Genomic DNA, 25,957 nt, shown 5'->3' on the forward strand with positions numbered 1-25,957 from the left:
GGGCCGTCTCGGCGGGCGTCAGCCGGACGCGTTCCAGGAAGGCGTCCACCACGGTCCGCCCAGCGGTCCGCCCAGCGGGACCGCAGCGGGACCGCAGCGGGACCGCAGCGGGACCGCAGCGGGACCGCAGCGGGACCACAGCGGGACCACAGCGGGACCGCAGCGGGACCACAGCGGGACCGCAGAGGGAAGGGCATGGCCTGGCGGGGTGCGGGGTGGCTAGTTCTCCTCGTACGGGGCGGGCGGCCGGAGCAGGTCGCAGCCCTCGAAGACCTGCTTCTCGGCGGCCGAGCCGGGCTTGACCTGCTTGAACCCGGCCGGCATCTCCTCACCCTTGGTGACGGGCTGCCAGACGCCGCCCTTGCGCAGACACTGCGCCCACGCGGCGAACTTGGCGTCCTCCTCCGGCGTGGCCGGTTCGGAGCCGCCGAGCAGCGCCGAGTCCCACTCCTTGCACGCCTTCATGGCGGCGTCGAGCTTGGCCTGGGTGACCTTGGTGACGGCGCTGGTGTCGAGGTCCTGCCCCTTGACGGGGTCCGGGATGTCGATCCCGTTCTCCCGCATGCATCCGGCGAACTTCACCGCGGTCTCGTGCCAGGTCGGTTTGCCGGAGTCGGGCGTGGGGCTGGACGAGCTGGCGAAGCTCTGCGTCCCGCACGCCGCGCTCAGGGCGAGGACGGGCAGGGCGGCCAGGACGGCGAGACGCCGCTTGCTGATCAACACGGTTTCCTCCAATGGATTCGGCTGGCGGTCAACACCGTGGCCCGCCGTTGTGAGGAGGCCGTCCGCTCCATGTCATGAACGTGTAATAGCTTCCGAAGGCGCACAAACCGGCACGCCAGGCCGCCGATACTGGTACGCATGGCCCGTGTCTTGCTGATCGAGGACGATCCCCACGTCAGGGACGCTCTGACGCTCGCCCTCAAGGGCCGGGACCACGAGGTGCGATCGGCGGCGTCCGGGGAGGAGGGGCTGGACCGGCTGGCCCGCTTCGCCCCCGACGTGGTGGTGCTCGACCTCATGCTGCCCGGCATCGACGGGTTCGAGGTGTGCCGTCGCATCCGTGCGACCACGTCCACCTCGATCGTGATGCTGAGCGCGCGGGGCGACGACTTCGACGTGGTCGGCGGGCTGGAGGCGGGCGCGGACGACTACGTGGTCAAGCCGGTGCGCCCGCAGGTCCTGGAGGCCCGGATCAGGGCGGTGCTGCGCCGTACGGACGGTGTGCCCTCGCCCGTGGAGAGGTACGGCGGGTTGTGCGTGGACCGCGCCTCCCTCACCGTGAGCAGGAACGGACGGCAGGTCGCGCTGCCGCCGATGGAGTTGCGGCTGCTGCTGCACCTGTCGGCCACGCCGGGCCAGGTCTTCAACAGGCAGCAGTTGCTGGAGTCGGTGTGGGAGCACGACTACCTGGGCGACTCGCGGCTGGTGGACGCCTGCGTGCAGCGGCTGCGGTCCAAGATCGAGGACGTGCCCGCCGAGCCGAGGTACGTGCAGACCGTGCGCGGATTCGGGTACCGCTTCGGGCCGGTATGAACTGGCTGCGGGGGTTGCGGGTCCGGCTGGTGATCACGTTCGTGCTGGTGGGCGGGCTGAGCGCGGTGGGGGCCGCGGGGCTGACGTACTACAAGGCGCGCACCAACCTGCTGGCCGGGGCGCAGGACCGGTCGCTGAAGGACTTCAGGAACCGGGTGCTGCTGCTGTCCCGCGACGTGGCGCTGCCCGCCGGCGACGAGGAACTGGCCCTGCTGGCCGAGGACCTGGAGATCGGCGACCGTAAGGTCTACGTCGTCAGGGACGGCGCCGTGCCGGGCGACGCCCGCGTCACCGCCGAGCTGCGCGCGACCGTCCTGCGGTGGCCGGAGCTGGCCTGGCAGCGGGTGGAGCGCGACGGCGTGCCGTACCTCGTGGCCGGCAGCAGGGTCATGCTCCGCGCCGGCGGCACGCCGTCGGGGATCAGCGTCTACCTCGTCGAGTCGCTCAGGGAGGCCGCCTCCGACGAGACGGCCGTGCTGCGCGCCGCGCAGGCGGCGGCCGTGCCCGTCGTGCTGCTGGCGGTGCTGGCCGGGCTGCTGGCCGCGCGCGGTGTCCTGCGGCCGGTCGCCGACCTGGACCGGGCGGCCCGGCAGCTGGGCGAGGGACGGCTGGAGACCCGCCTGCCCGTCCACGGCGGCGACGAGCTGGCCCGGCTGGCGGGACGCTTCAACGAGACGGCCGCCGCGCTGGAGCGTTCGGTCGGCGAGCTGCGCGAGATGGAGGCCAGGTCACGGCGGTTCGTCGCGGACGTCTCCCACGAGCTGCGCACGCCGCTGGCCGCCGCCACCGCCGTCACCGACGTCCTCGAAGCGGGCGCCGCCCGGCTGGACGCCGACGCCGGAACCGCCGCCAGGCTGATCACCGCCGAGGTCGCCCGGCTCAGCGCGCTCGTCGACGACCTGATGGAGATCTCCCGCTTCGACGCCGGAGCCGCCGCGCTCAACCTCAACGACGTGGACGTCGGCGCCGCCGTCGCTGCCTGCCTGCGGTCCCGCGGCTGGAGCTCCGACGTCATCGCGGACCTGCCGTCCCCGGACGTCCGGGTTCCCCTCGACCCGCGCCGCCTGGACGTCATCGTCGCCAACCTCGTCGGCAACGCGCTGCGGCATGGCGCGCCGCCCGTCGCCGTCCGGGTGCGCGCCACCGGCCGGGCGGTCGCCGTCGAGGTCTCCGACCAGGGGCCCGGCCTGCCCGCCGACGTGCTCCCGCACGTCTTCGAGCGCTTCTACAAGGCCGACGTCGCGCGCGCCCGCTCCGAAGGCAGCGGCCTCGGCCTGGCCATCGCCCGCGAGAACGCCCTGCTGCACGGCGGCGACCTCACCGTCGCCCCCGGTCCTGGCGCCGTCTTCACCCTCACCCTGCCGAGGCACCGTCCGTGAGAGCCTGGCCGCTCGCCCTGATCCTGACCGCCTGCACGGCCTGCGGAGTCGGCCCCACCGACGTGATCCGCGCCGGAGAGGCGCCCCGCGGCTTCGTCCAGGGCACCACCCTGTACTTCGTGCGGCATGGGCGGCTCGGGCCCGTCACCCGCCCCGAGGGCCCGCTGCCGGCCGCCGAAGCCGTCGTGCTGCTGACCGGCGGCCCCACCGCGCAGGAACGCGAGCGCGGCTTCGTCACCAGCCTGCCGAAGAGCCTGGCCGTCCGGGCGACCGGCGACGCGTTCGTCCTGGGGGCCTCGACGTCCCGTCTGTCGCGGATGGCGACCGGGCAGCTCGTCTGCACGATCGCCGCCGCCACCGCCGCCGAGCGCGGCGTGGAGGTGGACGACGTACGGGTGACCGTGCCGGGCAGGGGGCAGGCCCGCTGCGCCGACTTCACCTGACCTCCACACTACGTAACGGATTAGTCACTCAAAGGACTATGGTCACGAAAAGTGATCACTCGACAGCATTGAGTCTCCCCGAGGAGTGGAGGCAGATGTGGCCAGTGAGTTCCAGCGCAAGAAGGTCGGCGGAGTCTTCCGGGCGATGGACGTCGACGGCGACGGCCGGCTGACCCAGGCCGACTTCCAGGCGCTCGCCCACCGCTGGTCGGCCCTCGCCGGTCCGGCCGGCCCGGAGCGGCTGACCTCCGTCATGACCGGCTGGTGGCCGGTGCTCAGGGCCGCCTCGGGCGGCGACGCCGGCGTCTCCCTCGACCAGGTGCTGAGCGTGGTCGACGTGCTCGGCGACATGACCGACGCGGTCACCGGCACCGCCGACGCGATGTTCGAGGCCATCGACCTCAACGGCGACGGCCTCATCTCGCGTGCGGAGTACGGCGCGCTGATCGAGACGTGGAACGGCGCCCCCTCGGCGACCGACGACATCTTCCCCCGCCTCGACCTGGACGGCGACGGCCACCTCTCGCGCGAGGAGTTCCGCCTCCACTGGACCGAGTTCTGGGCCGGCGACGACCCGGACGCCCCCGGCTCGTACGTGTTCGGCGCGCCGCCCGAATGACCTCAAGGCCGGAAAGGCGGCCCCGCCGGCAGGAGCAGCGCCGGGGGCAGCACGTCGCCGTCGGCGAACGGCCGGCGGCCGACGAGCTCCTCGGCGGTCCGGCCGGGCACGCCGGCCCCGCGGAGCACCTCGACGGCGTGCCCGGCCGGCAGCAGGTCGAGCCAGCGCAGCACGGCCGCGCGGTGGGCGTCGGCGTCCAGCTCGCCGTGCACCCTGAGCCGGGCCAGGCCGCCGTCGGGGAAGACGTCGAGGCGGACGCGCGTCATGGGCGCGGCCGACACCGGGCGCAGGAAGTGCCGGGTGTCCGGCTGCAACCGGGTCCTCGGGATCAGCTCGAACCACTCCGCGTCCAGACCGTCCACGTCTGAACGGCCCGCGTCGGTTGCGCTCAGCGAGGCCCAGCCGGCCGCGTTGCCGACGAAGTACGACGTGTCGATCTCCACCCGGCGCACCCGCCCGCGGCCCGCCAGCCGGACCGTCACGTGGTCGTTGCCGCCGTCGCGGCGACGGGCGTTCTCCCAGCCGTCGCCCATGATCCGGGCCCTGCCGGGCAGCAGCAGCTGCACCGGCGATGAGTAGAACATGTTGGAGCAGGCCACCACGTTGCCGCCGTGCTCCAGCGCGGCCAGGTCGATCGTGCCGTCCAGCAGGCGCGGGTCGGGCACCGGTTCGCCGTGCACCCGGAACCGGGCCACCCCGCCGTCGGGGTAGATGCTCAGCCGCACGTGCGTCCAGCGCCGCCGGTCCGCGACCTCGAACGCGTTCTCGGCGTCGCCCCTGATCGCGCTCTTCCCGACGATCGTCTCCCAGTTCGCCCGCTCCAGCTCGGCCGGTGACGGCGTGCCCTCGACGCCGGCCGCCTCCACCGAGGCGTACGGCGGGTAGTTGCCCTTGAACCAGGCGGTGTCGATCACCACCCCGCGCACCACGCCGGGCACGCCGAGCCGGACGATCGCGTAGTCGTTCCCCGGCTCGCGCCGGCGACGGGTCTCCCAGCCGTCGTACACCTTGCCCTTGTGGCCGAAGTCCTCCGTCGAGAACGCGGCGGGGCCGGGCTTGATCAGGTTCTCCCGCTCGGCGAACAGCTCGTCGTTGGCGTGCACGACACTGCCGGCCAGCGCGCGCGAGGCCAGGTCCGGGAAGTGGGTGAAGGTCATGCTTCTCCTCGGGTGAGCAGCCGGCCCCGCGGCGGGCCGTCGATGTCGATGCGTTCGCCGCGCAGCCAGCTTCCGCGGACCACGCCGGCGAGCGTGCGGCCGTGGTAGGGCGTCACGGGGTTGCGGTGGTGCAGCCGGTCCTTGTCGGCCACGAACAGCTCGTCGGGCGCGAACACGCAGAAGTCGGCCTGGTGGCCCGGCGCGATCCGGCCCTTGCCGGACAGCCCCGCCAGCTGCGCGGGGCGGCCGGCCATCCAGCGCGCCACGTCGGTCAGCGGGTGGCCGCGGCGCCTGGCCTCGGTCCACACCGCGGGCAGGCCGAGCTGGAGCGACGCGACGCCGCCCCAGGCGAGGCCGAAGTCGCCGGTGTCGAGCCGCTTGAGCTCCGGCGTGCACGGCGAGTGGTCGGAGACGACGCAGTCGATCGTGCCGTCGGCGAGCCCCCGCCAGAGCGACTCGCGGTTGGCCGCCTCGCGGATCGGCGGGCAGCACTTGAACAAGGTGGCCCCCTCGGCGATCTCCTCGGCGCTGAACGTCAGGTAGTGCGGGCAGGTCTCCACGGTGATCCGCACGCCGTCGTCCCGGGCCGAGCGGATCATCGGCAGCGCGTCCGAGCTGGACAGGTGCAGAATGTGTACCCGGCAGCCGGTCCGGCGGGCCAGCTCGATGACGCGCGCGACCGCGAGGTTCTCCGCGCCGCGCGGGCGGGAGCGCAGGAAGTCGCGGTAGCTCGCGCCGTGCGCGGGCGGCGCGTGCTCGATCACCTGCGGGTCCTCGGCGTGCACGATCATCAGCGCGTCGAACGTCCGCAGCTCGCGGAGCGCGTCCGCCAGCTCGGCCGGCTCCAGGGGAGGGAACTCCGGCACGCCCGAGTGCAGCAGGAAGCTCTTGAACCCGAACACGCCCGCGTCGTGCAGCGCGCGCAGCTCGCGCAGGTTGCCCGGCACCGCGCCGCCCCAGAAGCCGACGTCCACGTGCGCCTGCCCGCGGGCGGTCGCCCGCTTCACCCGCAGCGCCGCCGCGTCGGTGGTGGGCGGGACGCTGTTCAGCGGCATGTCGACGATCGTCGTGACGCCGCCGGCCGCGGCCGCCCGGGTGGCGGTCGCGAACCCCTCCCACTCGGTCCGTCCGGGGTCGTTGACGTGCACGTGGCTGTCCACCAGGCCGGGGAGCAGCACCTCGTCGTCGCCGAGCCGGACGACCTCGGCGGCCGCCAGGTCGGCCTCCAGCGGTTCGACCGCGACGATCGTCCCGTCCCGCACGCCGATGCTGCGGGCCACCTCTCCGGCGTCGGTGACCACGCGACGGGCCCTGAACAGCAGGTCCAGCCGGGCCATCAGGCGACACCTCCATGGCTGCGCCGTCCCGCGCGGACCGGCCCGGCGACGGCCGCGGCCCCGCCGGTGATCGGCCACCCGGTCACGATCTTGGGGCGCGGCGTCCCGTACGTGCGCACCTTGCTCGTGGTGAGGCCGAGCCGGACGAGCCCCTCGGCGAGCGCGACCGCCGCGGCCACGCCGTCGACGACGGGCACCCCGGTGGCCGCGGTGATCTTCCTGTCCAGTCCCGCCATGCCACCGCATCCCAGGCAGATCACCTCGGCCCGGTCGCCGGTGACGGCCTCCCGGGCCTGGGCGACGATCGCCTCGACGGCCCGGCCGGGATCCTCCTCCAGCTCCAGGACCGACAGCCCGCTGGCCCTGATCGACGCGCACCGGCCGGCCAGCCCGGCGAGCCGCAGCCGGTCCTCGATCTGCGGCAAGGCGCGGTCCAGCGTGGTGACCACCGAGTACGTACGCCCGATCAGCATCGCGACCTGCGCGGCCGCCTCGGTGATGTCCACCACGGGGACGTCGAGCAGTTCCTGCAACCCCTCGCGGCCGTGCTCGCCGTACCCGGCCTGGATCACCGCGTCGTACGGCTCGTCGTAGCGGACGACCCGGTCCATCACGGCGACCGCCGCCAGGTAGCTCTCGAAGTTCCCCTCCACCGACTCCGGCCCGAACGACGGGGTGAGCGCGACGATCTCGACCCCCGGCGAGGCGTGCGCCGCCGCCTGGGCGCGGATCGTGTCGGTCATCGACCTGGTGGTGTTCACGTTCACGATCAGGATGCGCACGTCAGCCACCCGCCCCGGCGCGCATGGCGCGCAGCTCGGACGGCGTGAGCCCGGCCAGGGCGCCCAGCTCGGCCGCGCCGATCGCGCCGCAGTCGAGGCCCCGGGCGAGGAACCCGGCCATCGCGCGGGCGGTAGCCGGTTCGTCCAGGAAGCCGGACGTCCGGCGTTCGCGATAGCCGCGCAGCCGGGCGGCGGCGGCCGGCAGCCCCTCCCTGAAGAAGGAGTGGACGGCGGCGTACCGGCTCGGGAGCTGTCCGGGATGCAGGTCCCAGCCCTGGTAGAGGCCGCCCTTCAGGGCGCGCAGGACCAGGCGCGCGTGCAGCCGCCAGGCGGCGCGGACGGCGTCGCCGTCGCCCACGGGCAGCACGTTGCTCGACCCGTCGCAGACGCGTACGCCGGTGCCGGCGGCGGCGACCTGCATCACCGCCTTGGCATGGTCGGCGACCGGATGCTCCGCGCTCTGGTACGCCGCCGACACCCCGAGCGCCGCCGAGTAGTCGTAGGTGCCGTAGTGCAGGCCCGCGCAGCGCCCGGCCGAGGCGCGGATCATCGACGGCAGCGGCGAGACGCCGTCCGCGCCGAGTATCGCCTGCGGCGTCTCCACCTGGAGTTCGAACCGCAGGCTCCCGCCCGCCAGCCCGTACGCCGCCTCCAGCCGTCCGGCGGCCAGCGCCATCGCCTCCACCTGCTCGACCGAGGTCACCTTCGGCAGCGTGACGACGAAGCCGCCGGGCGGCGGTCCGAGGGTCTCCAGGAAGATCGCCAGGGTGCGCAGGCCGCGCCGCCGGGTCGGCGCCTCGAAGCTCTTGAACCGGATCCCGCAGAACGGCGAGCCGGCGCTGGCGGCGGTGGCCTCGGCCAGGGCCTTCGCGGCGGTCCGGGCGGCGGCGTCCTCGTCGGCGTCCGGGCGGTGGCCGTAGCCGTCCTCGAAGTCGATCCTGAGGTCTTCGACCGGTTCGCGGGCCAGCTTGGCCCGGACCTGGTCGTACACCTCCGCCGCCGTGCGCGGCGGCAGGCCGAGCGCGTCGGCGAACTCCGTGGCGGTCCGGCCGTGCTCGGCCAGCGCCGCCAGCGCCCGCCGGCCCCACGCCGGTACGGTGTCCGGCGTGTAGCGGTCGGCCGGCACGTACACCGTGTGCACCGGCTGCCGGGTGGCCGGCTCGCCGGGGTAGGCCGTGCGCAGCCGCTCGTCCGCGGCGGCGAGCCGGACGTCGAGCTCGGCGGCGAGCCCGGACAGGAAGGTCGCGTCGGTCATGAGCCGTCCTCGACGACGCGGAAGGACGCCGGGAACAGCAGCGCCGGGTCGCGGCGCAGGTGGTCGCGCTCGGAGTAGGCGGCCTTCATCGTCTCGAAGTAGCTCTGCGCGCGCAGCCGCATCGACTCCTCGTCCACGCCGGGAATCGTCCGGTCGCGCATCACCGGCCGGCCGTCGATCACCACGGTGGACACGTCGGCGCCCGTGCAGTTCATCAGCATCGTCCTGATCGGGTCGTCGACCGGGCCGGTGCGCGGGCCGGAGAGGTCCACGACGACCAGGTCGGCCTTGGCGCCGGGGGCGAGCCTGCCCAGGTCGTCCCGGCCCAGCGCGCGGGCGCCGCCCAGGGTGGCGGCCCGGTAGTAGTCGGCGGCCGAGCCCGCGTCCAGCCGTCCGGTGACCAGTTTGGCCAGGTTGTTGCCGTAGTCCATGTTGCGGATCATGTCGGGCGGGAAGGAGTCGGTGCCCAGCGCCACGGTCACGCCGGCCGCCCGGTAACGGTCGAAGTCGCGCAGCGCGTCGCCGTACCTGACGAAGGTGAGGGGACAGTGCACGATCCCCGCCAGCGCCGCGAGCCGGTCCGGCGATCCCTCGAACGGCGTGCCGGGGTCGCCGAGGTACAGGGCGTGCGGCACCAGCAGCCGCGGGCCGAGCAGGCCCACCTCGGCCAGCACGTCCAGGGGGTGCCGGTCGTACCATTCGCGCAGCAGCCGCAGCTCCGTCAGCCCCTGCATGCAGTGCAGGCGCACCAGGCAGTCGAGCTCCTCCGCGGCCTGTGCGGTGGCGCGCAGCAGGTCGAGGGTGACGGTCTCGATACGGCACGGCAGCAGCGCCCCCCGGATCCGGCCGTCGTGGGCGCCGTCGACGTCCCGGACGAAGCGGACGGCGTCGGCGAGCCCCCGCTCACCGAGTCCGGGCTCCCAGTGCACGTCCCGGCCGCCGTCGGCGCGCAGCACCGGCACGCCCGAGCGGTAGGACGGCCCCAGGTACATGCGCAGGCCGAGCCGCCCGGCGATCTCCACGACGCCGGCCAGCTCCTCGTACGACTCCGCCCACGCGCTGTGCGTCTCGGCGGCGATCGGCATCGCGGTGGTGATGCCGTTGCGGATGAGCTGGGTGAGCGCGTACTCCCGCATGAAGAGCGTGTCCTCCGGCGGGAAGACGGCCCGGCGCCGGTTGACGGCGTAGTCGTGCGACCAGTTCAGCCCGCTGGAGTCGGCGTGCCAGGTGTCGAGGACGGCGTGGTCGATGTCGGCCAGCGCGTCCAGGTCGATGAAGCCGGGCCCGACGATCGCCTCACCGGCGTCGATCACCTCCTCGACCGGCCCGTCGTAGGAACGGCCGACGTGGACGATCCGGTCGCCGTCGTAGACGACGCACGCGTCGCGGTGGATGACGTGGTCCTCGCCGTCGAAGCCGATGACGAACGACGCCCTGATCAGCGTGCTCACTGTGTGTTCCTCCGGGTCGGCTTCCATCCGGGCCTGGGCACGGCGGCCAGCAGGGCTCGGGTGTACTCCTCCTGCGGCTCGCGCAGCAGGCTGCGGGTGGCTCCGCGTTCCACGACGCGGCCGTGCCGCATCACCACGGCCGTGTCGCTGATCTGGTTGACCACGGCCAGGTCGTGGGAGATGAAGACGTAGCTGATCGAGCGCCGCTCGCGGATGTCGGCGAGCAGGTTGAGTATCTGCGCCTGGATCGACACGTCGAGCGCGGCGACCGCCTCGTCCAGCACCAGCACCCGCGGCTCCACCGCCAGGGCGCGGGCGATGGCCACGCGCTGGCGCTGCCCGCCGGACAGCTGCCTGGGCAGCATCGCCGCGTGGCGTTCGGCCAGGCCGACCGATTCGAGCAGGTCCAGCGCCTTCTTCCGGCGCTCGGCGGAGGTGAGCGGGAAGTGCAGGGCAAGGCTGGTCTCGACGACGTCGCCGACCCGCTGCAGCTTGTCCAGCGACGAATAGGGGTCCTGGAAGACGATCTGGATCTCCCGTGCCCGCCTGCGCCGCTCCGCCGCCGACACCCGGCCCGCCGCCCGCGGACGCCCGCAGACGCTGATCGTGCCGCTGGTGGGCGTCTCCAGGCCGAGCAGCATGCGGGCGACGGTGGTCTTCCCCGACCCGGACTCGCCCACGACGGCCAGCGACTCGCCCTCGGCCACGGTGAAGGAGACCTCGTCCACCGCGGTGGCCTGGCCGTACACCTTCCGCAGCCGCTGCGCTTCGATCACGCTCATGCCGCCTCCTCCGCTCTCAGGCAGGCGACCCCGCGGACGGACGGCGGCCGGCTCTCCCGGCAGCGGGGCTCGGCCAGCTCGCAGCGTGGCGCGAACGCGCAGCCGTCCTCGGCCTCGAAGGCCGCCACGGGCCGTCCGGGGATCACCGGCAGCCGGTGCGCGGTCTCCTCAAGGCTCGGCCGCGACCTCATGAGGCCGCGGGTGTAGGGGTGGCGCGGCTCGCCGTCGAGGTCCTCCACGATGCGGCCCGCGTACATCACCGCCAGCCGGTCACAGGTCGCGGCGGCCAGCTCCAGGTCGTGGGTGATCAGCAGCATGGCCATGCCGCGCTCGCGGCGGAGCTCGTCCAGGATGGCCATGACCTCGGACTGGGTGGTCACGTCGAGCGCGGTGGTCGGCTCGTCGGCCAGCACCAGGTCGGGCTCGACGGCCAGGACGGAGGCGATCATCACCCGTTGCAGCAGGCCGCCGGACAGCTCGTGCGGGTGCTGGCGCAGGCGGCGCTCGCCGTCGGCGATGCCGACCTCCTTGAGGAGCTGGACGGCCCGCGCCGACGCCTGCCGCACCGGCATCCGCAGGTTGTGCACCATGGCCTCGGTGAGGAAGTCGCCGACGCTGCGGACGGGGTTGATGTGCGCCCGCGGATCCTGGAAGACCATCGCGATCCGCCTGGCCCGCAGCAGCCGCAGCGCCCGGCCCGAGGGCACGTCGGCGCCGTCGAAGACGATCCTGCCGGTCACGCGGGCGCCCGGCGGGGTCAGGCCGATGACCGCGCGGGCGGTCATCGACTTGCCCGAGCCGGACTCGCCGACCAGCCCGACGGCCTCTCCCGCGCCGATGGTCAGGTCCACGTGCTCGACCAGCGTCCGCCAGCCTCGTTCGTACGGCACGGCCAGGCCGAAGCCCTCCAACGTCAACAGGCTCACGACTGCCTCCCCAGGCGATCGCCCAACAGGTTCACCGCGGCCACCACCAGCGCGATCAGCAGGCCGGCGCTCAGCGCCTCCAGCGGCTGGCCGCGCATGGCGCTGTCCAGGCCGCTCTTGACCATCAGCCCCCAGTCGGCGGTGGGCGGCTGCACGCCCAGCCCGAGGAAGGAGACGGCCGCGACGTCGATCACCGCGAAGCCGAGCGCCGAGACCGACTGCGCGACGATGATCGGCCGCAGATTCGGCAGCAGGTGGCGCAGGCAGATGGCGGTCGCCGACCGGCCCTGCACCCAGGCGGCGGCCACGTACGGCAGGCTGCGCTCCCGCAGCGCCGCGCTGCGCACCACCCGGGCCACGTACGGCGTGTACGCGACCGCCAGGCCGATCACCACGCCGGGCACGCCGGGACCGAGCACGGCCACGGTGACCAGCGCGAAGACGATGCCCGGCACGGAGAACAGCACGTCCAGCAGGCGGGAGACGACCGCGTCCACCTTGCCGCCCGCCCAGGCGGCGACGATCGCCAGCGTGGTCCCGGCGGCGCTCGCGACGCAGATCACCAGCACCGGGGCGAGCAACGTGGTCCGCGCGCCGTACATCAGCCGGGACAACACGTCCCTGCCCAGGACGTCCCCGCCCAGCGGATGCGCGACGGAGGCGCCGCCCAGCGCGTTGAACAGGTCGGGCTGGTCGGGGTCGTAGGGCGCGAGCAGCGGCGCGAGCAGGGTGATCGCCACGACGACGGCCAGCAGGACGGCGGCGGCCACGCCCAGCCCGCCCAGGCGGCGGGTCACTGCCGCGACAGGCGCGGGTCGAGAGCGGAGTAGCACAGGTCCACCACCAGATTGATCAGGACGAAGGCGGTGACCAGCACGAGCACCACCGCCTGGACGATCGCGAAGTCGCGTTGCAGGATCGCGCGGACGAACAACGAGCCCAGACCGTCCAGGGCGAAGATGCTCTCCACCACGACCGAGCCCGCGATCAGCCCGGCGACGTTCAGGCCGACCACGGTCACCACCGGGATGGCCGCGTTGCGCAGCACGTGCCTGCGGACGATGTGCCCCTCGGCCAGGCCACGGCTGCGGGCGGTCTCCACGTGCTCGCGGCCCAGCTCCTCCGACACCGAGGCCCGCGTGATGCGGGCGGCGAAGGCGGCGCTGGCCAGGCTGAGCGTGATCGCCGGCAGCGTGAGGTGGTGGATCCGGTCGCCGAACCCGTCGCCGGGCCCGAAGACCGGGAACCAGCCGAGTCCCAGCGCGAAGACGATGACGAGGATCACCCCGACCACGAACGGCGGCGTGGCCAGGAACACCGAGGAGACCAGGCCGACCAGCCCGTCGGCCCGGCCGCCGCGCAGCGCGGCCAGCAGGCCCATCGCCACGCCCCCGGCCACGATCAGCAGCGTCGCGTAGACCACCAGGAAGACGGTCGTCGTCGCCCGGGACGCCATCAGCGCCGAGACGTCCTGCCGGTAGACCAGGGAGGCGCCGAAGTCGCCCGTCACCGCGTCGCGCAGCCAGGCGGCGTAGCGCAGCAGGAACGGATCGTCCAGGTGGTACTGCGCGCGGATGGCCGCGACCTGCTCGGGGGTGCCGCTGCGGTTGCCGAGCAGGAACGCCATGGGCCCGCCGGGCACCAGGTAGAGCAGGCCGTACACCAGGAAGGAGGCGACCAGCAGGACCACGATCAGCCCCGCCAGCCGTCTCGCCAGGAACCTCATGCCGCGCCGAGCCCCGCGGCCCACGGGTAGTACAGGTAGGGGAAGGAGGCGACGGCTCCGGTCACCCGCTTGTTCATGTAGAGGATCACCGGCAGGTTGTTCAGCGGCATCCACGGAACGTCGGTGGTGACCTTCTGCTGGATCGCCGTCACCAGCCCCGCCCGCTCCGCCTCGTCGTAGGCGGCCCGCGCCTTGGCGATGTCGGCGTTCACGGCCGCGTAGTCGTTGAAGTTGGTACGGCCGCCCGCCAGGAAGACGGTGTAGATGTCGAGCGGGTCCGGCACGTTGCCGTACCAGGTGGAGAAGAAGGCGTCGATGCCCTCGCGGGCCTTGGGGTCGCTGTAGAGGTTCCCGTACTGCTCGACGGGGATCACCTTGATCTCGATCTTCAGGCCGAGCGCCTCGCCGGTCGCCTTGATCAGGTTGGCGGTCTGCTCGTGGACGGCCGAGCTGCCCTGGATCCCGATGGTGATCGTCTGGGTGGGGGAGCCGGCCTCGGTGAGCAGCTGCTTGGCCTTGGCCAGGTCGGGCGTCTCCGGCGGGATCGCGTCGTGGGCCTTCTGGAAGGCGTCCCGCTGGTATCCCCAGTACTCGGCGCCGGCGAGGGTGCGCTGCGGCATCGCCGTCCCCTGGAAGACCACCTTGGAGATGGCCGCCCGGTCCAGTGCCAGCGACAGCGCCTGGCGGACCTTCGGGTCGGCGTACGGGCCGGACTTGGCGGCGCCGAGCAGCGTCCAGAAGGTCAGCGACTTGCCGAGCGTGACCGAGCCGGTCGGCGACTGCTGGAGCTGGCCGAGCCCCGCCGGCGGCAGGTAGAAGTACTGCCCGTCCACCTCGCCGGAGCGCAGCGCGTTGATGGCGGTGGTCTCGTCGGCGATGAACCGGAAGACCAGCTCCTTGGTCTTCGGCCGCAGCGCGGTGTCCCAGTAGGCGTCGTTGCGGGTGATCGTCAGCGCGTCGCCGGACTTCCAGCTCCCGTACTTGTACGGGCCGGTGCACATCACCCCGCCGGTCGGCGAGCCCAGGTCCTTCTTCCCGGCGTACTCGGCCGACACGATCGCGCCGGCCGCGGTGGCCATCGCCTGGTTGAACAGCACGTCGGGCTGCTTCAGCGTGACGGTGACCTGCATCGGCCCGGTCGCCTTGATCGACTGCACGGTGTGGAAGTAGTCGCCCCACCAGGTGCCGAGCGCGGGGTCGAGGTGGCGGTTGAGGCTGGCCGCGACGTCCTCGGCGGTCAGCGGCGTGCCGTCCCAGAACTTCACGCCGTCCCGGATCGTGTAGACCCACGTGGTCGGGGTGGGGTTGTCGGCCTTCTCGGCCAGGCCGGGCTCGATGCCGAACTCGGGGGTCAGCCGCAGCAGGCTCTCGCACATGTTGGCCAGCACGGTGTTCTCGGCGTAGTTGAACGACCTGATCGGGTCGACCGTCTGCGGCTCGTACGGCAGGTTCCACGTCACCTTGTCCAGTTCCCCGGTGGCCGGGGCGGTGACGGTCTTGAGCTCCAGCTTGGGCGCCTCGCCCGAGCCCTGCTGCTGTTGTTGCGGTGCTGCGGCCTGCTGGCCGCATCCGGCCAGGGCCACCGCGAGTGCGGCGGCCACCGGTAGGGCTCGACGGATCATCAGGAGGACCTTTCGCGAACGCGTCCGTTGCGGACGACGAACTGGGGGATGGGCTTGTCCACGACCGCCTGGGCCATGGACTCGGCGCGTACCAGGAGGAAGTCGGCGGGATCTCCGGGCTGGAGCCGGGCCTGCTCCAGGCCCAGCAGTGCGGCGCCCCCGTGCGCCGCGATCTCGTAGCACCTGGCCAGCTCCTCGTCGGTGCGGGCGTCGGTGCGGTAGGCGAGCAGGTGGGCGCGGTTGATCATGTCGCCGTCGCCGAACGGCGTCCACGGATCCCGCACCCCGTCGGATCCGAGGGCGACCAGCACCCCGGCCTCGACCAGCGGCCCGACCGGCAGGACCGGGTCGGCGCCGAGCGCGCAGGTGGTCAGCGAGACCTTCGCCTCGGCCAGCGTCTCGGCGAGGTCCGGGCGGTCGGCCAGGCAGAAGGCGTGGCTGATCGTGGTCGGCACGCCGCTGGACCTCGCCCTGCGGGCGATCTCCAGCACCTGCGCGACCCCTTCGTCGCCGCCGTCGTGCAGGTGGATGTCGAGGGGGACGGTGTGCCGCTCGGCCAGGCCGTACAGCAGGTCGAGGTGGCCGTGCAGGTCGCCGTCGATGCCCACGGGGTCGAGCCCGCCGAGGATGTCCGCGCCCTCCTTGAGCGACTGCTCCATCAGCTCCGCCGTGCCCGGCCGGGACAGCAGCCCGAGCTGGGGGAAGGCGACGATCTGCACGTCCAGCAGGCCGGCGCGGGCCTGAGCGGCCTCCCGTACGCCGTGCACGTTGCTCAGGCCGTACACCGGGGCGACGTCCACGTGCGCCCGCCAGGCCCGGGTGCCGCGGGCGATCGCGTGGTCCATGAGCGCCAGGGCCCGCGTGGCGACCGGGGCGGTCATCTCCGCGCGCGCCGCGACGTCGCCCTCGATCAGGTCGCGCAGCGTCCCGGCCGGGGTGCGGCTCAGCCAGGGCTGGCCCCAGGTGGTCTTGTCGGGATGGACGTGGGCGTCCACCGGGGCGGGCAGGGCGAGCAGTCCGCCCGCCGCCACGACCTGGCAGTCCTCCGCCCGGCGTGCCAGTGGGACGACGCGACCGTCTTCGATCAGGACATCGTGGGGGCGTACATCGGTGAACAGAATCTGAGCCATACCGGCTGATCCCCTTAACCCGAGGGCGACAGTGGCATAGAATTATCAGACATCAGATGATTAGAGAAGAGGACAAATGCGGCACGTGGGCCGGACCTCCCTCGTCGACTCCGCCATCCGGGAGCTCCGCCAGGAGATCACCAGCGGCGTCTGGCCGGTCGGGGCCAAGATCCCTACGGAGAGCCGGCTGGCCGAGGCGCTGGGCGTGAGCAGGTTGTCGGTACGCGAGGCCGTACGCGTGCTCGTCCACGCCGGGCTGCTCACCACGCGTCAGGGCGACGGCACCTACGTCACCGCGACCGACGAGAGCGAGGTGGCGTTCAAGCGCCGCCTCGACCGCGCGGCCACCATGGACATCATCGACGTACGACGCGGCCTGGACCTCGTGGCGGCCCGCCTGGCCGCCGAACGCCGCAAGCCGGCCGACCTCGACGACCTGAGGAAGGCCCTGGCCCGGCGCACCGCCGCCCACCAGGCCGCCGACCTCGAGGCGTTCGCCGACGCCGACGTGGAGTTCCACCTGTCCATCGCCGCGGCCTCGCACAACCCCGTGCTGCTGGACCTGTACCGCGGCATGAGCGAGGCGGTGCGCGAGACGGTCCGCCGCGACCACTGCATGGAACGCGCCGTGCTCGGCTCCGACTCCACCCACGAGGACCTGTACGAGGCGATCGAGTCCGGCGACGCGACCGGCGCGGCCACGATCGCGCTCACCATCCTCAACGACCAGGAACGCGACCTCTGACTCCATCGGGCTCGTCCAAGTGGAGGCGGCAGGGGTGGTCTGCCTGCACATCGCCGCTCAGGCCGGAGAGGTGCCCTTCACGGTGGCCGTCGCCGACCGGGATCCGGGCGCGCGCCTCGACGGCTACGAGGACGTCGTGGAGATCAGCTTCGAAACCGTGGCGAGCGAGCTGGTCGTGGTGGGATGGGCCACCGACTGGCGCGAGGACAAGGCGCACCGCCTTCCGCTGCCCGCCGGTCCTGGCACCTACCGCCTGCGTTACCACACCCAAGGGGACGACGAGAACTGGGAGGAAGACGGCTACTACCTGCAGATATGGCCTGCACCACGGCAAGATCCCGCCGTGCTGAAGACCACCAGTCAATTCCTCCCGTACCTGCTGGACCCCGAGGGCTGGAAACCGCAGTGATCGCGGCCCGTGCGACGCCGGATCGTATGATCCGTCTCATGCCGATCCCCAGAGCGGTCGCCGTGGTCGTCGACGGCGCCCGGGTCCTGGTCATCAAGCGGTACTTCCGGCGCGGCCCCGGCGTCACCTGCGGCATCTGCACCGCCAAGGGCCGGCAGGGGCAGCCGTGTCCCGGGCACCACTACGCGCTTCTGCCGGGAGGCCACGTGGAGGACGGTGAGTCGCCGGAGAGCGCCGCGGTCCGCGAGCTCCACGAGGAGACGACTCTCACCGCGACGATCGACCGGTTGCTCTTCACCGGCTCGCACGGCGGCCGGCCCGCCTCCTACTTCCTCATGCGGGACGTGATCGGCGTCCCGTCGCTCTCCGGTGACGAAGCCGTGGACCACGGGCCGGACAACACCTTCGAGCTCGTCTGGGCGAGCGCCGCCGAGTTCGGGCCGCTCGACCTCTACCCCGCCGACGTGCGCGAGCCACTCACCCAACTGCTCCACAGCTGACCCCGCGCCTGGAACCCTAGGGTGCTCCCATGAACGAGTCCCTACGATTGGCGCCCATCACCCCTGCCAACGTCGAGATGGCCCTCGCGGTGAACGTCCGTCCCGACCAGGAGCGGTTCGTCTCGCCGGTGGCGAAGTCCCTCGCGGAGGCCTACGTGCAGCCGCAGGTGGCCTGGCCGCGCCTCATCCTGGACGGTGACCGTCCCGTCGGGTTCCTCATGGCCTTTCTCGACATCGACTGGAACGGCAAGGGCGTCGACTTCCGGTCGGGCCTGTGGCGGCTCAACGTGGCGGCGCAGGCACAGGGGCAGGGCGTCGGACGATTCGCCGTCAGCGCTGTGGCCGCCGAGGTCAGGCGTCGCGGTGGCGCGCAGATGTACGTCACGTGGGAGCCGGGGGAAGGCGGCCCCGAGGGCTTCTACCGGAAACTGGGCTTCCAGCTCACGGGCGAGGAGAGCGGCGGCGAGAAGGTCGGCGTACTGGACCTGAACTGACGAAGCCCCGGCGGCGCGCCGCCCGGCCCCAGCCCCCGGCACGGCGATCACCCCGGAGCCGCAGCGCCTCCCCCAGGGGCTGGGGTGTCGTTGAAGCGCACGAGCGTCCACCTGGGAGGCGGCCACTGTGTCGGCTCCTCGTCGGTGACCCATTCCGTCACCGAGGCCGGGGACACCTTGAGGTCGAAGGGCCGGTAGACCGGCAGCAGCCCGAGGGCGTTGAACGAGATCTCGACCGTCTCGGCGTGGCCGACCACGATGACGGTCTCGCCGCGGTGGCGGTGGGCGAGGTCGGTGATGGTGCGGCTGGTGCGGGTCACCATCTCGGCCCAGGTCTCGTTGCCCTGCTGCCACGGACGGTAGATGCCGCCGCCTTCGATGTCGAGGCGCCGGAACTCCGCGTGGCTGAGCCCGTCCGCCTCTGGCGGTGTGTGCCACGTGCAGAGCCCGCAGTCCTGTGACGGCGGCAGGCCGGCGGCCGTCGCGATCGCGGCGGCCGTCTGCACGGCGCGCGGCAGGGGCGAGGAGTAGATCGCCGTCGTGTCGTCGCCGATTTCCGCGATGATCTGCCGCCCGAGCTGTGCTGCTTGCTGATGTCCGGTGTCGGTGAGGCCGCGGCATCCCTTCGGGCCGCCGATCACGCCGTCCTGCTTGTGCAGGGAGTCTCCGTGGCGTACGAAGAACATCCGGGTTCGCATGCTGTGGATCATGCCCAATGGGGCGGCCGTCGAGGCGCCTGCAGCCGGGATGCTCCTGGCGAGGGTGCGCCTCGTATCCTTGATCAGGTCGCCGAGGGCGCGGCCGTGAAGGGAACGGGATGAGTCGTTACTCACGGGTCGTGGTGAAGCTGAGCGGCGAGGCACTCGCGGGCGACGCCGGTTGGGGAACCGATCCGGCCAGCCTCGCTCAGCTGGCGGACGAAATCCTCTCCGTCAGCACGTTGGGCGTCGAGGTCGCGGTGGTCATCGGCGGCGGCAACTACTTCCGCGGCCGGATGGCCGACGGCTGGGGGATAGGCCGCGCCGAAGCCGACAACATCGGCATGCTCGGCACGGTGATGAACGCGCTGATGTTGCGTGGTGTGCTCACCGCGCGTTCGCAGACCGATGTGCGGGTGATGACGGCTGTGCCGATGCAGAGTGTCGCCGAGCCCTTCATCCGGCTGCGCGCCGACCGGCACCTTCGCCGCGGGCTGATCGTCCTGCTCGCCGGTGGCATCGGCCAGCCGTACGTCACGACGGACTATCCGGCTGTCCAGCGGGCTCTGGAGCTCGAAGCCGACGCGCTGCTGGTCGCCAAGCGCGGCGTCGACGGGGTCTACGACAGCGACCCGAACGTGAACCCGGACGCGAAGCGGTACACCAACCTCACCTATCGAGAAGCCCTGGCGGCCGGGGTGAGGGTGATGGACGAGAGCGCCTTCGTGCTCGCCAATGAACAAGGGCTGCTCATGCACGTGTTCGACGTGGCGGCGACGGGCGTGATGAAGGCGATCTGCCAAGGGGAAGACGTGGGAACAAGAATCACCCGGGATCCGGATTCCTCCAGATAGCCATCTCGGGCGGGCATGAACGACCATCCATGAAGATCTGTCGTGGGCAGCTGACAGGATCACCGTCGTGACGGACAACGATGATCTCCTTCGGCGTGTGTCGGCGAAGGCGAGCGCGACCACGGACCACCTGCCTCCTCCCGCGACGGCGGAGGAGGCGGCGCAGGCCGAACGCGTCTTGGGATTCCGACTCCCTCCGGTGCTCACCCGCCTCTACCGCGAGGTGGCCAACGGCGGCTTCGGCCCCGATTACCAGCTCCTCCCGCTCGCGGGAGAAGGACGTACCGTCGTGCGCGAATACCGCGAGGTCCGGGAGACCTCAGGGTCCGGCACGGACGCGCACTGGCCGGCGGACGTGCTGCCCATCCTGGACTGGGGGTGCGGCATGTACGCCGCCGTGGACTGCCGCAGCCCCGAGGGCGCCGTACTGCTCTTCGAACCGAACGGGATCAGCGACGACTGGCACCACGCCTGGTATGTCGACTCGGAGAGCCTGACCGACTGGTTGGAGACCTGGCTCGCCGAAACGGGCTGGTACGAGGAAGACGCCGACGAAGACGGCGAAATGCGGCCATGGGAGTCGGCTGAGCAGCGGCTGGCCGAATGAGCCGCCCTTCCCGAAACCGGGATGCAACAGCGAGAGGGCTCTGGCCTGGAGACTAAAGCGGTTGCGCGGCGGGGAACCAGCGGCACATCATCTGGAACGTGGCCGCCCTGCCTGACCCCCTGCCCGTGTTCTCCGACTGCGGCTGTCCGGACATCTACTACTGCCCGCGAGCCGGCGAGGTCGAGTGTCCCCGGCACAGCGGCTTCGCCGTTTGCTGCGACGTGCTTGAGCAGCACGTCCCGGTTCGTGCCGCCACCAGCCATCAGGAGGCTTCGTGACAGAGGAAAGGGAAGTACCCGTCGGCCAGGCCCTGAACGGCCTCGACGTCTACCCGCTTCCCGAAGGATGGACCGCTCTGGGCGCGATAGTCCTCGTGAAGTGCCTTGACGAGGAAGGCCATTCCTCATGGGCCTTCCGAACCACGGACGGGCTGAGCGACGAAGAACTCCTCGGCGCCCTGACCGTCCGAACCGACCTCCTCCGCCGCAAGCTGTACGAGGCATACACGGGTGACGAGGACGACGAATAAGACCAGACGCTTTGTCGGCGACGACTGAAACGCCACAGAGACGGAAGCGTGGAGCGGGTGACGGGAATCCAACCCGCACCGGCAGCTTGGCAACCGCATTGATGACTGCCGGGACGAGGAGGTGCTGTGGGTTTCGGGACATACGCCAGACACGTCCGCGACCGCGACCTTCCTCACAAGAGACGCTTGTGCGCGCTGAGGTGCGCAGTCGGCTGCTACCACCCGATCGGCTTCAATGCGACCTACTCATACCTTGCCACGGCGGGAAACCTCCGACGTGATGAGTCGGCCCTGATCCGAGCGCTGGACATACTGGAACTCAGCCGGAATGCCTGGCTGGCGGAGGTCGACGCCTTCGCAGACCGGCGCCGCCTCGAAAAGCCGAAGCATCGCCGTAGTCCGTTGGCGTCCGAGGTGCGATACCTGTACGGATGGCGATGGCCTGGCCCGGAGGGCCATCGGGTGATGCTCCGAGAGGTTGGAATCCTGTGGGGCCGGCATGCGACCGTCCCATGTCCTGACCTACCGACCTCGGTGCGGCACGACCTCCTCGAATTGAACGCCACTCTTGCCGGCTGTGTATCGGCCTACCTACGCGACGACGGCACGCTCGGTCCCGGTCATGAGGCCACTCTTCTCAGCTGCCTGCGCAAACTCCGACGGCATCTGCATCACCTGGGCCACCTCTCCTCTGTCCCCGACGCTTTTACTACTACAGCCGTCTGTTCAATGTGGCGGAACTGGTCGCCAACGACGCGTACCCGTTCTCTGCCAAGACGTCCCCTGCCTGATCGCACGACGATCAGCTGACAACCAGGGACCTCACAGTTCGTGTCGGGGCTGGCCTTCTCGTGAAGCGCCCAGGTGTTCGCCCTGACCCACTCTGTACGCCTCGCGGAGCCAGCCGGCGAATTCCTCATCAAGCTCAGCGAGATCAGAGATTCGGAAGGAATGAACGTACAGCCGCTTCGTGTAGGGAGCCACGCTGGTGATGCGAGCGTCGTCGCTGATCGTGCGCTGGATGTCGAAATAGCCTCGGAGCCCTCGCGCGTCTGGCTTTGCTCCGGCGAATCCACGACGTGTTCCCTTGACGGTGATCATGCTCTTGGACACCGCATACGTGAATGGGCCGCATGCCTCAACCAGTCTGACAAATTCGCGGTACAGGGCTACCGATGTGTCGGGCTTGCCGCCAAGGTGATCGTCGATCGTCCAGGTCTGATTGTTCATGGACCGAGAAAGTAGCAGGCGGTGGCGACGGTTTTCGGGCTGCGAACCCGTACGGAATCCCCTGCCTGACGCTCCTACGTGCAAGGGCGCGATGCGCGAAGTCTTGTCACGAGCCGTGCTTGTCGGAGGACAAGAGCAGGTAGGCGGCGCCGGCCGAGTTCAGGACGTTGGTCCACTCAGGAGGGTCGAGGTAGGCGTGGTCCGGAGCGGTAGGGCCGAGGTGATCGAGCACCTGCAAGAGGGCGACGACCACCGTCTGCACGAGGTCGGCTTCTCGTTGGTCAAAGAAGAGATGAGGGATCAGTGTTCGTGCGGCGTGTTGGTCGATGAAGGTGTCGTCGATGAGCCGTGTGGCGGGGCCTAAAAGGCCTGCGGGGCAACGCGGCATGTCGCCGATCTGACCGCCGAACCCTTTTACGAGCTCCGCTGCGGGCGCGCAAGAGCGCATGGCCCGCCCGCGATATTCGGTAGACAGCGTCATGCCTGATGAGTATCTTCTCCGGGTCTCGCCTCGGGTCGCGCCTGTTCGAAGACTGAACCGCAGCGGCAGCCCTGGCTCATCCGGGAACGGCGCCGCAGGCCCGGATTCACACCCCCCGACCCAAGGAAGATGACCCGTGACCGACATCGTCCCGCTGCGCAGGAACGTGCGTTTCCAATTGCTGTGGATCGGCAGCGCGGTGTCTGAACTGGGGTCGGAGCTCACCAGACTGGCCATGCCGCTGCTGGTGCTCGCGCTTACCGGTTCCCCGGGATTGGCGGGCGTCGTTGCCGGAGTCCGCACCGTAGCCTTCCTTCTGGTTCAGATACCCGCCGGCGTCTGGGTGGATCGGTGGGACCGTCGCCGTACGCTGATATCCGCCCAGGGTCTCCAGGCTGTTGTCTCAGCGCTGCTGGCGGGACTAGTCCTCACCGACCAGGTGCAGGTATGGCATTTCGTCACGCTGGCGGTACTCGACGCGCTGTGCGCCGCGTTCATCGAGCCGGTCCTGGGCACGGCCGTTCGCGGGATCGTCCCCACGAGCCAACTTCACAGCGCCTACGCTCAAGAGGAGTCCCGCACCCATGCCGCCGGGCTGGCCGGCCCTCCGCTTGGTGGCCTGCTCTACGGCCTGGGGCGTGCGGTGCCCTTCGTCGTCGACACCATCACCTTCCTTGCCGCCACGATCTTCTACGCTCTGGCGAAGGTGCCGCGCCGCCCGGCGAACGAGTCGCGGACCTCCACACGAGAGGACGGCGAGGAGCAGCCCCCGATCCGGGGTGGCATGCGCCGGGAGGCGGTTGAGGCCATCACTTGGCTGTGGCGCCGGCGGGGCCTGAGGGAGGTCACTGCGGCGGTGATGGTCCTCAACCTGCTGGGCGGGGCGTTCCTGATCCCGCTGATCGTGCTTGTCGGCGAACGCGGTGGCAGTGCGCTCACCACCGGCACAGTCCTGGCCGGCCTTGGCGTCGGCGGACTGGCCGGGGCGCTGCTGTCGGGACGCATCGGAAAGCTCCTCCCGCCCGGCAAACTGCTGCTGGTCGTCCTGACGGTCTTCGGCGCCGCGCTGGCGGCCACGGCGCTGCCATGGGGAGCGTGGTGGCCAATGGTTCCCTTGGTGTTCATCACCCTGTCCACACCCTCGCTGAACGTGGTGCTGAACGTCGTGATCGCACGGATGGTGCCCGAAGAGATGCTCGGCCGGATGGGCGCGATCCTGAGCATGGGCAGCATGGCGCTCAAACCCTTCGGCCCGGTCCTCGGCGGAGCACTGGCTGCGGCACTGGGCGGCGCGGCGGCGCTCGTCATCCTGGGCGGTCTGATCGGCATGACCGCCGCCATAGCCGCGCTCAGCCGAGAGTTGCGCGGCTTCACCGGGGAAGTCACCCCAGCCGGACATGACGCCGTAGGGCCGGGCGCACATGCCGGGCAGATGCCTGAATAGGCGCTGAAGACGCTCGAATGCCGGTCTCGTCATTCCCTGTCCCGAGAACGATCCCCGTCTGGGAGCACCTGCCCTACGGGATCGCGATGTCGTGGACCAGAACCCCAAGGAAGATCAAAGCCTAGGCACCGACTCATCGGCCTACCTGGGCTTCCCCATGGGGGGCGGGTGACGGGAATCGAACGCGCGCTGTCAGCATGGAAACTGCATCGATCACAGTACTGACCTCGTCGTCGGGGCGGCGCTTGGCGGCAGACTCTCTGCGAACTCCCCAGCAAAGGCCACGACCACAACCCAGCCGTGGCACGATCACTGTCGGTCGCACAGGGATGAGCCGCGGCTATGTGGGCTGGGTGCGCGACGCTGTCGCTCCGTTCTGGATTTCGGCAGACGTGACTCTCGCCAGTCGGCTAAAAATAGCTGATGATCTTTACGGTGGTGCGTGGAAGTTTCAGGAATGCCCTGGTCGCGCTGTGTGGAGCCACGCTTGTGGGGTGCGGTCTGGTCGGTGGCATGTTCGGGGACGGCGTTGCTACGCCCAAGACAGCAGCTGACCTGGTGCTGCCGTTGGATGTCTACGAACTCGGCCCGGTCGATGACGCACAGGTTTTGCGCGCCCGGTTCGGACTGATAACAGAATGCCTGCGGCAGTACCAGATTGATTTTCAGGCACCTGTCGTCGCACCGGCGACCTATCCCCGGAACGCCGATTACCTGGGATGGATCGAAGGACGGCAGGTCGGCCGATACGGCTATGCCGGGCCACCCGGGTACACGTCGATGAAGGCGATGGACGGTTTCGAGCCGTACCCGGTGACGGATGAACAGTTCCCCGTGCTGATTGGAAAGATAAAGCGGTTCCGTGACAGGGCGGTGCCACCCGGCGGATGCGAGGCGAAGGTCGACAGTGTGCTCAACCAGGGAGCGAAGGGCGTCCCCGCCACCGAGATCGTGAAGAGGTTCAATCAGGACGAGATCCCGGGACTGGCGTCCGACGCGGCCGGGATGGCCTTTCGGGACGAGCGGATCGCGGCAGCCGAGCGGTCCTGGAGTGACTGCATGGAGCGGGCGGGCTTTCACTATCGGACCACGTCCGACGCGATAGGCGACCCGCGATGGGCGACGACCGCCGCGAATGACCGAAAAGATCTGCCGCGGGGCACACCGGAGGAGATCCGTACCGCGCTCGCGGACTCCAAATGCCGCCGGGACGTCAACTACTACGGCATCCGCAAGGCGGTGAACACGGAATACCAGAACAGGATCATTGAAAATCGTCGTGGCCGGTTGGACACGGTCAGAGTGCTTAACGAGGTTCGCCTCACCAACGCCACGAAGGTGCTCAACGGTGAGATCACGGTTAGCTGGTAACGCACGGGCCTGGTGACGGTATGCGGGAAACCGTGGTGGATCGAGGCTCTCGATGGCTAGAGGCGGCGGCATTGATGTAGCCGGCGCTGCTGCTCTCGGAAAGGGCGGATGGCGGGGAAGCGGCCCGTCACCAGAGGAAACGCAGCCTTTTCTGAACGGCTCTGAACGCCTCTGTATTGCAACCCGCACTGCAACCTCGGCGCCCTTGGCAGCTCGGCCGGGATGCCAAGGCTATTGTGCATGGATGAGAAGTCAGACCGAGGAGTGAACCAGTGAGCGAGAAGCTGGCGACGGATCCGACGGCTCTCCGAAGCGCTGTGAATGATCAACTAGCAGGCTGGGCGGGAGCAAGGGCCAATGCCACTGAGCTTATTTGGATCATCTAGTTGAGCTGCGGTTTCATGTGGCTGGCCGGTGGTGGCGCTACCTTGATCCCGTGTCTTCCAACCC

General features: G+C 70.8%; 28 protein-coding genes. 13 read left to right on the forward strand and 15 right to left on the reverse strand.

Annotation, left to right across the window (positions count from 1 at the left end; all coding sequences use genetic code 11):
• Nucleotides 1-219: 219 nt before the first annotated feature.
• Entirely contained in the window at nt 220-723 is a 504-nt protein-coding gene (locus ACWEJ6_RS49185) for a hypothetical protein (RefSeq protein ID WP_452432365.1), read from the reverse strand.
• Nucleotides 724-861: 138 nt separating this feature from the next.
• Between ACWEJ6_RS49185 and ACWEJ6_RS49190 the strand changes: the two genes are divergently transcribed.
• The 4 genes from ACWEJ6_RS49190 to ACWEJ6_RS49205 all read left to right on the forward strand — a co-directional run bounded on the left by ACWEJ6_RS49190 (nt 862) and on the right by ACWEJ6_RS49205 (nt 3,977).
• Nucleotides 862-1,536, forward strand: a complete 675-nt coding sequence (locus tag ACWEJ6_RS49190) for a response regulator (protein ID WP_452432366.1) — start codon at nt 862-864, stop codon at nt 1,534-1,536.
• Nucleotides 1,533-2,915, forward strand: a complete 1,383-nt coding sequence (locus ACWEJ6_RS49195; RefSeq protein ID WP_452432368.1) for an ATP-binding protein — start codon at nt 1,533-1,535, stop codon at nt 2,913-2,915. Before ACWEJ6_RS49190 ends, ACWEJ6_RS49195 begins: the two co-directional genes overlap by 4 nt.
• Entirely contained in the window at nt 2,912-3,358 is a 447-nt protein-coding gene (locus tag ACWEJ6_RS49200) for a hypothetical protein (protein ID WP_452432369.1), read from the forward strand. Before ACWEJ6_RS49195 ends, ACWEJ6_RS49200 begins: the two co-directional genes overlap by 4 nt.
• A 97-nt stretch (nt 3,359-3,455) precedes the next feature.
• The gene (locus tag ACWEJ6_RS49205; RefSeq protein WP_387679623.1) at nt 3,456-3,977 is read left to right on the forward strand and encodes an EF-hand domain-containing protein; all 522 of its coding nucleotides are present in this window, start codon (nt 3,456-3,458) and stop codon (nt 3,975-3,977) included.
• 2 nt (nt 3,978-3,979) lie between these two features.
• Here ACWEJ6_RS49205 and alc read toward each other — a convergent pair whose 3' ends face one another.
• The 11 genes from alc to ACWEJ6_RS49260 are packed head-to-tail and all read right to left on the reverse strand — an operon-like array spanning nt 3,980 to nt 16,145.
• A complete protein-coding gene (alc, locus tag ACWEJ6_RS49210) occupies nt 3,980-5,134 on the reverse strand; it encodes an allantoicase (RefSeq protein ID WP_452432370.1) in 1,155 nt (384 codons plus the stop codon).
• Nucleotides 5,131-6,471 carry an allantoinase AllB gene (allB, locus tag ACWEJ6_RS49215; protein WP_452432372.1) on the reverse strand — a complete coding sequence of 447 codons (1,341 nt, stop codon included), beginning with the start codon at nt 6,469-6,471 and terminating at the stop codon, nt 5,131-5,133. Before allB ends, alc begins: the two co-directional genes overlap by 4 nt.
• Nucleotides 6,471-7,253, reverse strand: coding sequence for an aspartate/glutamate racemase family protein (locus tag ACWEJ6_RS49220; RefSeq protein WP_452432373.1), 783 nt, complete (start codon nt 7,251-7,253; stop codon nt 6,471-6,473). Before ACWEJ6_RS49220 ends, allB begins: the two co-directional genes overlap by 1 nt.
• A 1-nt stretch (nt 7,254) precedes the next feature.
• Nucleotides 7,255-8,508, reverse strand: a complete 1,254-nt coding sequence (locus ACWEJ6_RS49225; RefSeq protein WP_452432375.1) for a DUF6986 family protein — start codon at nt 8,506-8,508, stop codon at nt 7,255-7,257.
• Nucleotides 8,505-9,959 (reverse strand): amidohydrolase family protein, encoded by a 1,455-nt coding sequence (locus ACWEJ6_RS49230; RefSeq protein WP_452432376.1) that lies wholly within the window; start codon nt 9,957-9,959, stop codon nt 8,505-8,507. The genes ACWEJ6_RS49225 and ACWEJ6_RS49230 overlap by 4 nt, the downstream gene beginning before the upstream one ends.
• Entirely contained in the window at nt 9,956-10,741 is a 786-nt protein-coding gene (locus tag ACWEJ6_RS49235; RefSeq protein ID WP_452432377.1) for an ABC transporter ATP-binding protein, read from the reverse strand. Before ACWEJ6_RS49235 ends, ACWEJ6_RS49230 begins: the two co-directional genes overlap by 4 nt.
• Nucleotides 10,738-11,667, reverse strand: a complete 930-nt coding sequence (locus ACWEJ6_RS49240) for an ABC transporter ATP-binding protein (RefSeq protein ID WP_452432378.1) — start codon at nt 11,665-11,667, stop codon at nt 10,738-10,740. The genes ACWEJ6_RS49235 and ACWEJ6_RS49240 overlap by 4 nt, the downstream gene beginning before the upstream one ends.
• Nucleotides 11,664-12,464: an ABC transporter permease gene (locus ACWEJ6_RS49245; protein WP_387679601.1), complete on the reverse strand. Its 801-nt coding sequence runs from the start codon at nt 12,462-12,464 to the stop codon at nt 11,664-11,666. The genes ACWEJ6_RS49240 and ACWEJ6_RS49245 overlap by 4 nt, the downstream gene beginning before the upstream one ends.
• Nucleotides 12,461-13,393, reverse strand: a complete 933-nt coding sequence (locus tag ACWEJ6_RS49250) for an ABC transporter permease (RefSeq protein ID WP_452432380.1) — start codon at nt 13,391-13,393, stop codon at nt 12,461-12,463. Before ACWEJ6_RS49250 ends, ACWEJ6_RS49245 begins: the two co-directional genes overlap by 4 nt.
• Complete coding sequence (locus ACWEJ6_RS49255) at nt 13,390-15,015, reverse strand: ABC transporter substrate-binding protein (protein ID WP_452432381.1); 1,626 nt, start codon at nt 15,013-15,015, stop codon at nt 13,390-13,392. The genes ACWEJ6_RS49250 and ACWEJ6_RS49255 overlap by 4 nt, the downstream gene beginning before the upstream one ends.
• A complete protein-coding gene (locus ACWEJ6_RS49260) occupies nt 15,015-16,145 on the reverse strand; it encodes an amidohydrolase family protein (protein ID WP_452432383.1) in 1,131 nt (376 codons plus the stop codon). Before ACWEJ6_RS49260 ends, ACWEJ6_RS49255 begins: the two co-directional genes overlap by 1 nt.
• A 76-nt stretch (nt 16,146-16,221) precedes the next feature.
• On the opposite strand from ACWEJ6_RS49260, the gene ACWEJ6_RS49265 reads away from it, so the two are divergent.
• The 4 genes from ACWEJ6_RS49265 to ACWEJ6_RS49280 are packed head-to-tail and all read left to right on the forward strand — an operon-like array spanning nt 16,222 to nt 18,293.
• Nucleotides 16,222-16,890, forward strand: a complete 669-nt coding sequence (locus ACWEJ6_RS49265) for a FadR/GntR family transcriptional regulator (RefSeq protein WP_452432384.1) — start codon at nt 16,222-16,224, stop codon at nt 16,888-16,890.
• 19 nt (nt 16,891-16,909) lie between these two features.
• A complete protein-coding gene (locus ACWEJ6_RS49270; protein WP_452432386.1) occupies nt 16,910-17,299 on the forward strand; it encodes a hypothetical protein in 390 nt (129 codons plus the stop codon).
• Nucleotides 17,300-17,337: 38 nt separating this feature from the next.
• A complete protein-coding gene (locus ACWEJ6_RS49275) occupies nt 17,338-17,799 on the forward strand; it encodes an NUDIX hydrolase (protein ID WP_452432388.1) in 462 nt (153 codons plus the stop codon).
• Between the two features lie 29 nt (nt 17,800-17,828).
• Nucleotides 17,829-18,293 (forward strand): GNAT family N-acetyltransferase, encoded by a 465-nt coding sequence (locus tag ACWEJ6_RS49280; RefSeq protein ID WP_452432390.1) that lies wholly within the window; start codon nt 17,829-17,831, stop codon nt 18,291-18,293.
• A gap of 47 nt (nt 18,294-18,340) precedes the next feature.
• Here the strand turns inward: ACWEJ6_RS49280 and ACWEJ6_RS49285 are convergent, their stop codons facing one another.
• Nucleotides 18,341-18,991 (reverse strand): histidine phosphatase family protein, encoded by a 651-nt coding sequence (locus ACWEJ6_RS49285; protein WP_452432392.1) that lies wholly within the window; start codon nt 18,989-18,991, stop codon nt 18,341-18,343.
• Nucleotides 18,992-19,131: 140 nt separating this feature from the next.
• On the opposite strand from ACWEJ6_RS49285, the gene pyrH reads away from it, so the two are divergent.
• The 3 genes from pyrH to ACWEJ6_RS49300 all read left to right on the forward strand — a co-directional run bounded on the left by pyrH (nt 19,132) and on the right by ACWEJ6_RS49300 (nt 20,981).
• Nucleotides 19,132-19,845, forward strand: coding sequence for a UMP kinase (gene pyrH, locus ACWEJ6_RS49290; protein ID WP_358289523.1), 714 nt, complete (start codon nt 19,132-19,134; stop codon nt 19,843-19,845).
• A 97-nt stretch (nt 19,846-19,942) separates the two neighbouring features.
• On the forward strand, nt 19,943-20,452 hold the full coding sequence (locus ACWEJ6_RS49295) for an SMI1/KNR4 family protein (RefSeq protein WP_452432394.1): 510 nt from the start codon (nt 19,943-19,945) through the stop codon (nt 20,450-20,452).
• Nucleotides 20,453-20,726: 274 nt separating this feature from the next.
• Nucleotides 20,727-20,981 (forward strand): hypothetical protein, encoded by a 255-nt coding sequence (locus ACWEJ6_RS49300; RefSeq protein ID WP_352323926.1) that lies wholly within the window; start codon nt 20,727-20,729, stop codon nt 20,979-20,981.
• 822 nt (nt 20,982-21,803) lie between these two features.
• On the opposite strand, the gene ACWEJ6_RS49305 is transcribed toward ACWEJ6_RS49300, so the two are convergent.
• Complete coding sequence (locus ACWEJ6_RS49305) at nt 21,804-22,211, reverse strand: DUF5655 domain-containing protein (RefSeq protein ID WP_452432395.1); 408 nt, start codon at nt 22,209-22,211, stop codon at nt 21,804-21,806.
• 106 nt (nt 22,212-22,317) lie between these two features.
• Nucleotides 22,318-22,692, reverse strand: a complete 375-nt coding sequence (locus ACWEJ6_RS49310) for an SCO4402 family protein (RefSeq protein WP_452432397.1) — start codon at nt 22,690-22,692, stop codon at nt 22,318-22,320.
• Nucleotides 22,693-22,828: 136 nt separating this feature from the next.
• Between ACWEJ6_RS49310 and ACWEJ6_RS49315 the strand changes: the two genes are divergently transcribed.
• Together ACWEJ6_RS49315 and ACWEJ6_RS49320 are read left to right on the forward strand one after the other, a co-directional pair.
• Nucleotides 22,829-24,136 (forward strand): MFS transporter, encoded by a 1,308-nt coding sequence (locus ACWEJ6_RS49315; protein WP_452432398.1) that lies wholly within the window; start codon nt 22,829-22,831, stop codon nt 24,134-24,136.
• A 423-nt stretch (nt 24,137-24,559) separates the two neighbouring features.
• A complete protein-coding gene (locus ACWEJ6_RS49320; protein ID WP_452432400.1) occupies nt 24,560-25,507 on the forward strand; it encodes a hypothetical protein in 948 nt (315 codons plus the stop codon).
• The last annotated feature ends 450 nt before the right edge of the window (nt 25,508-25,957 follow it).

The sequence above is a fragment of the Nonomuraea sp. NPDC004702 genome, from assembly GCF_053601695.1.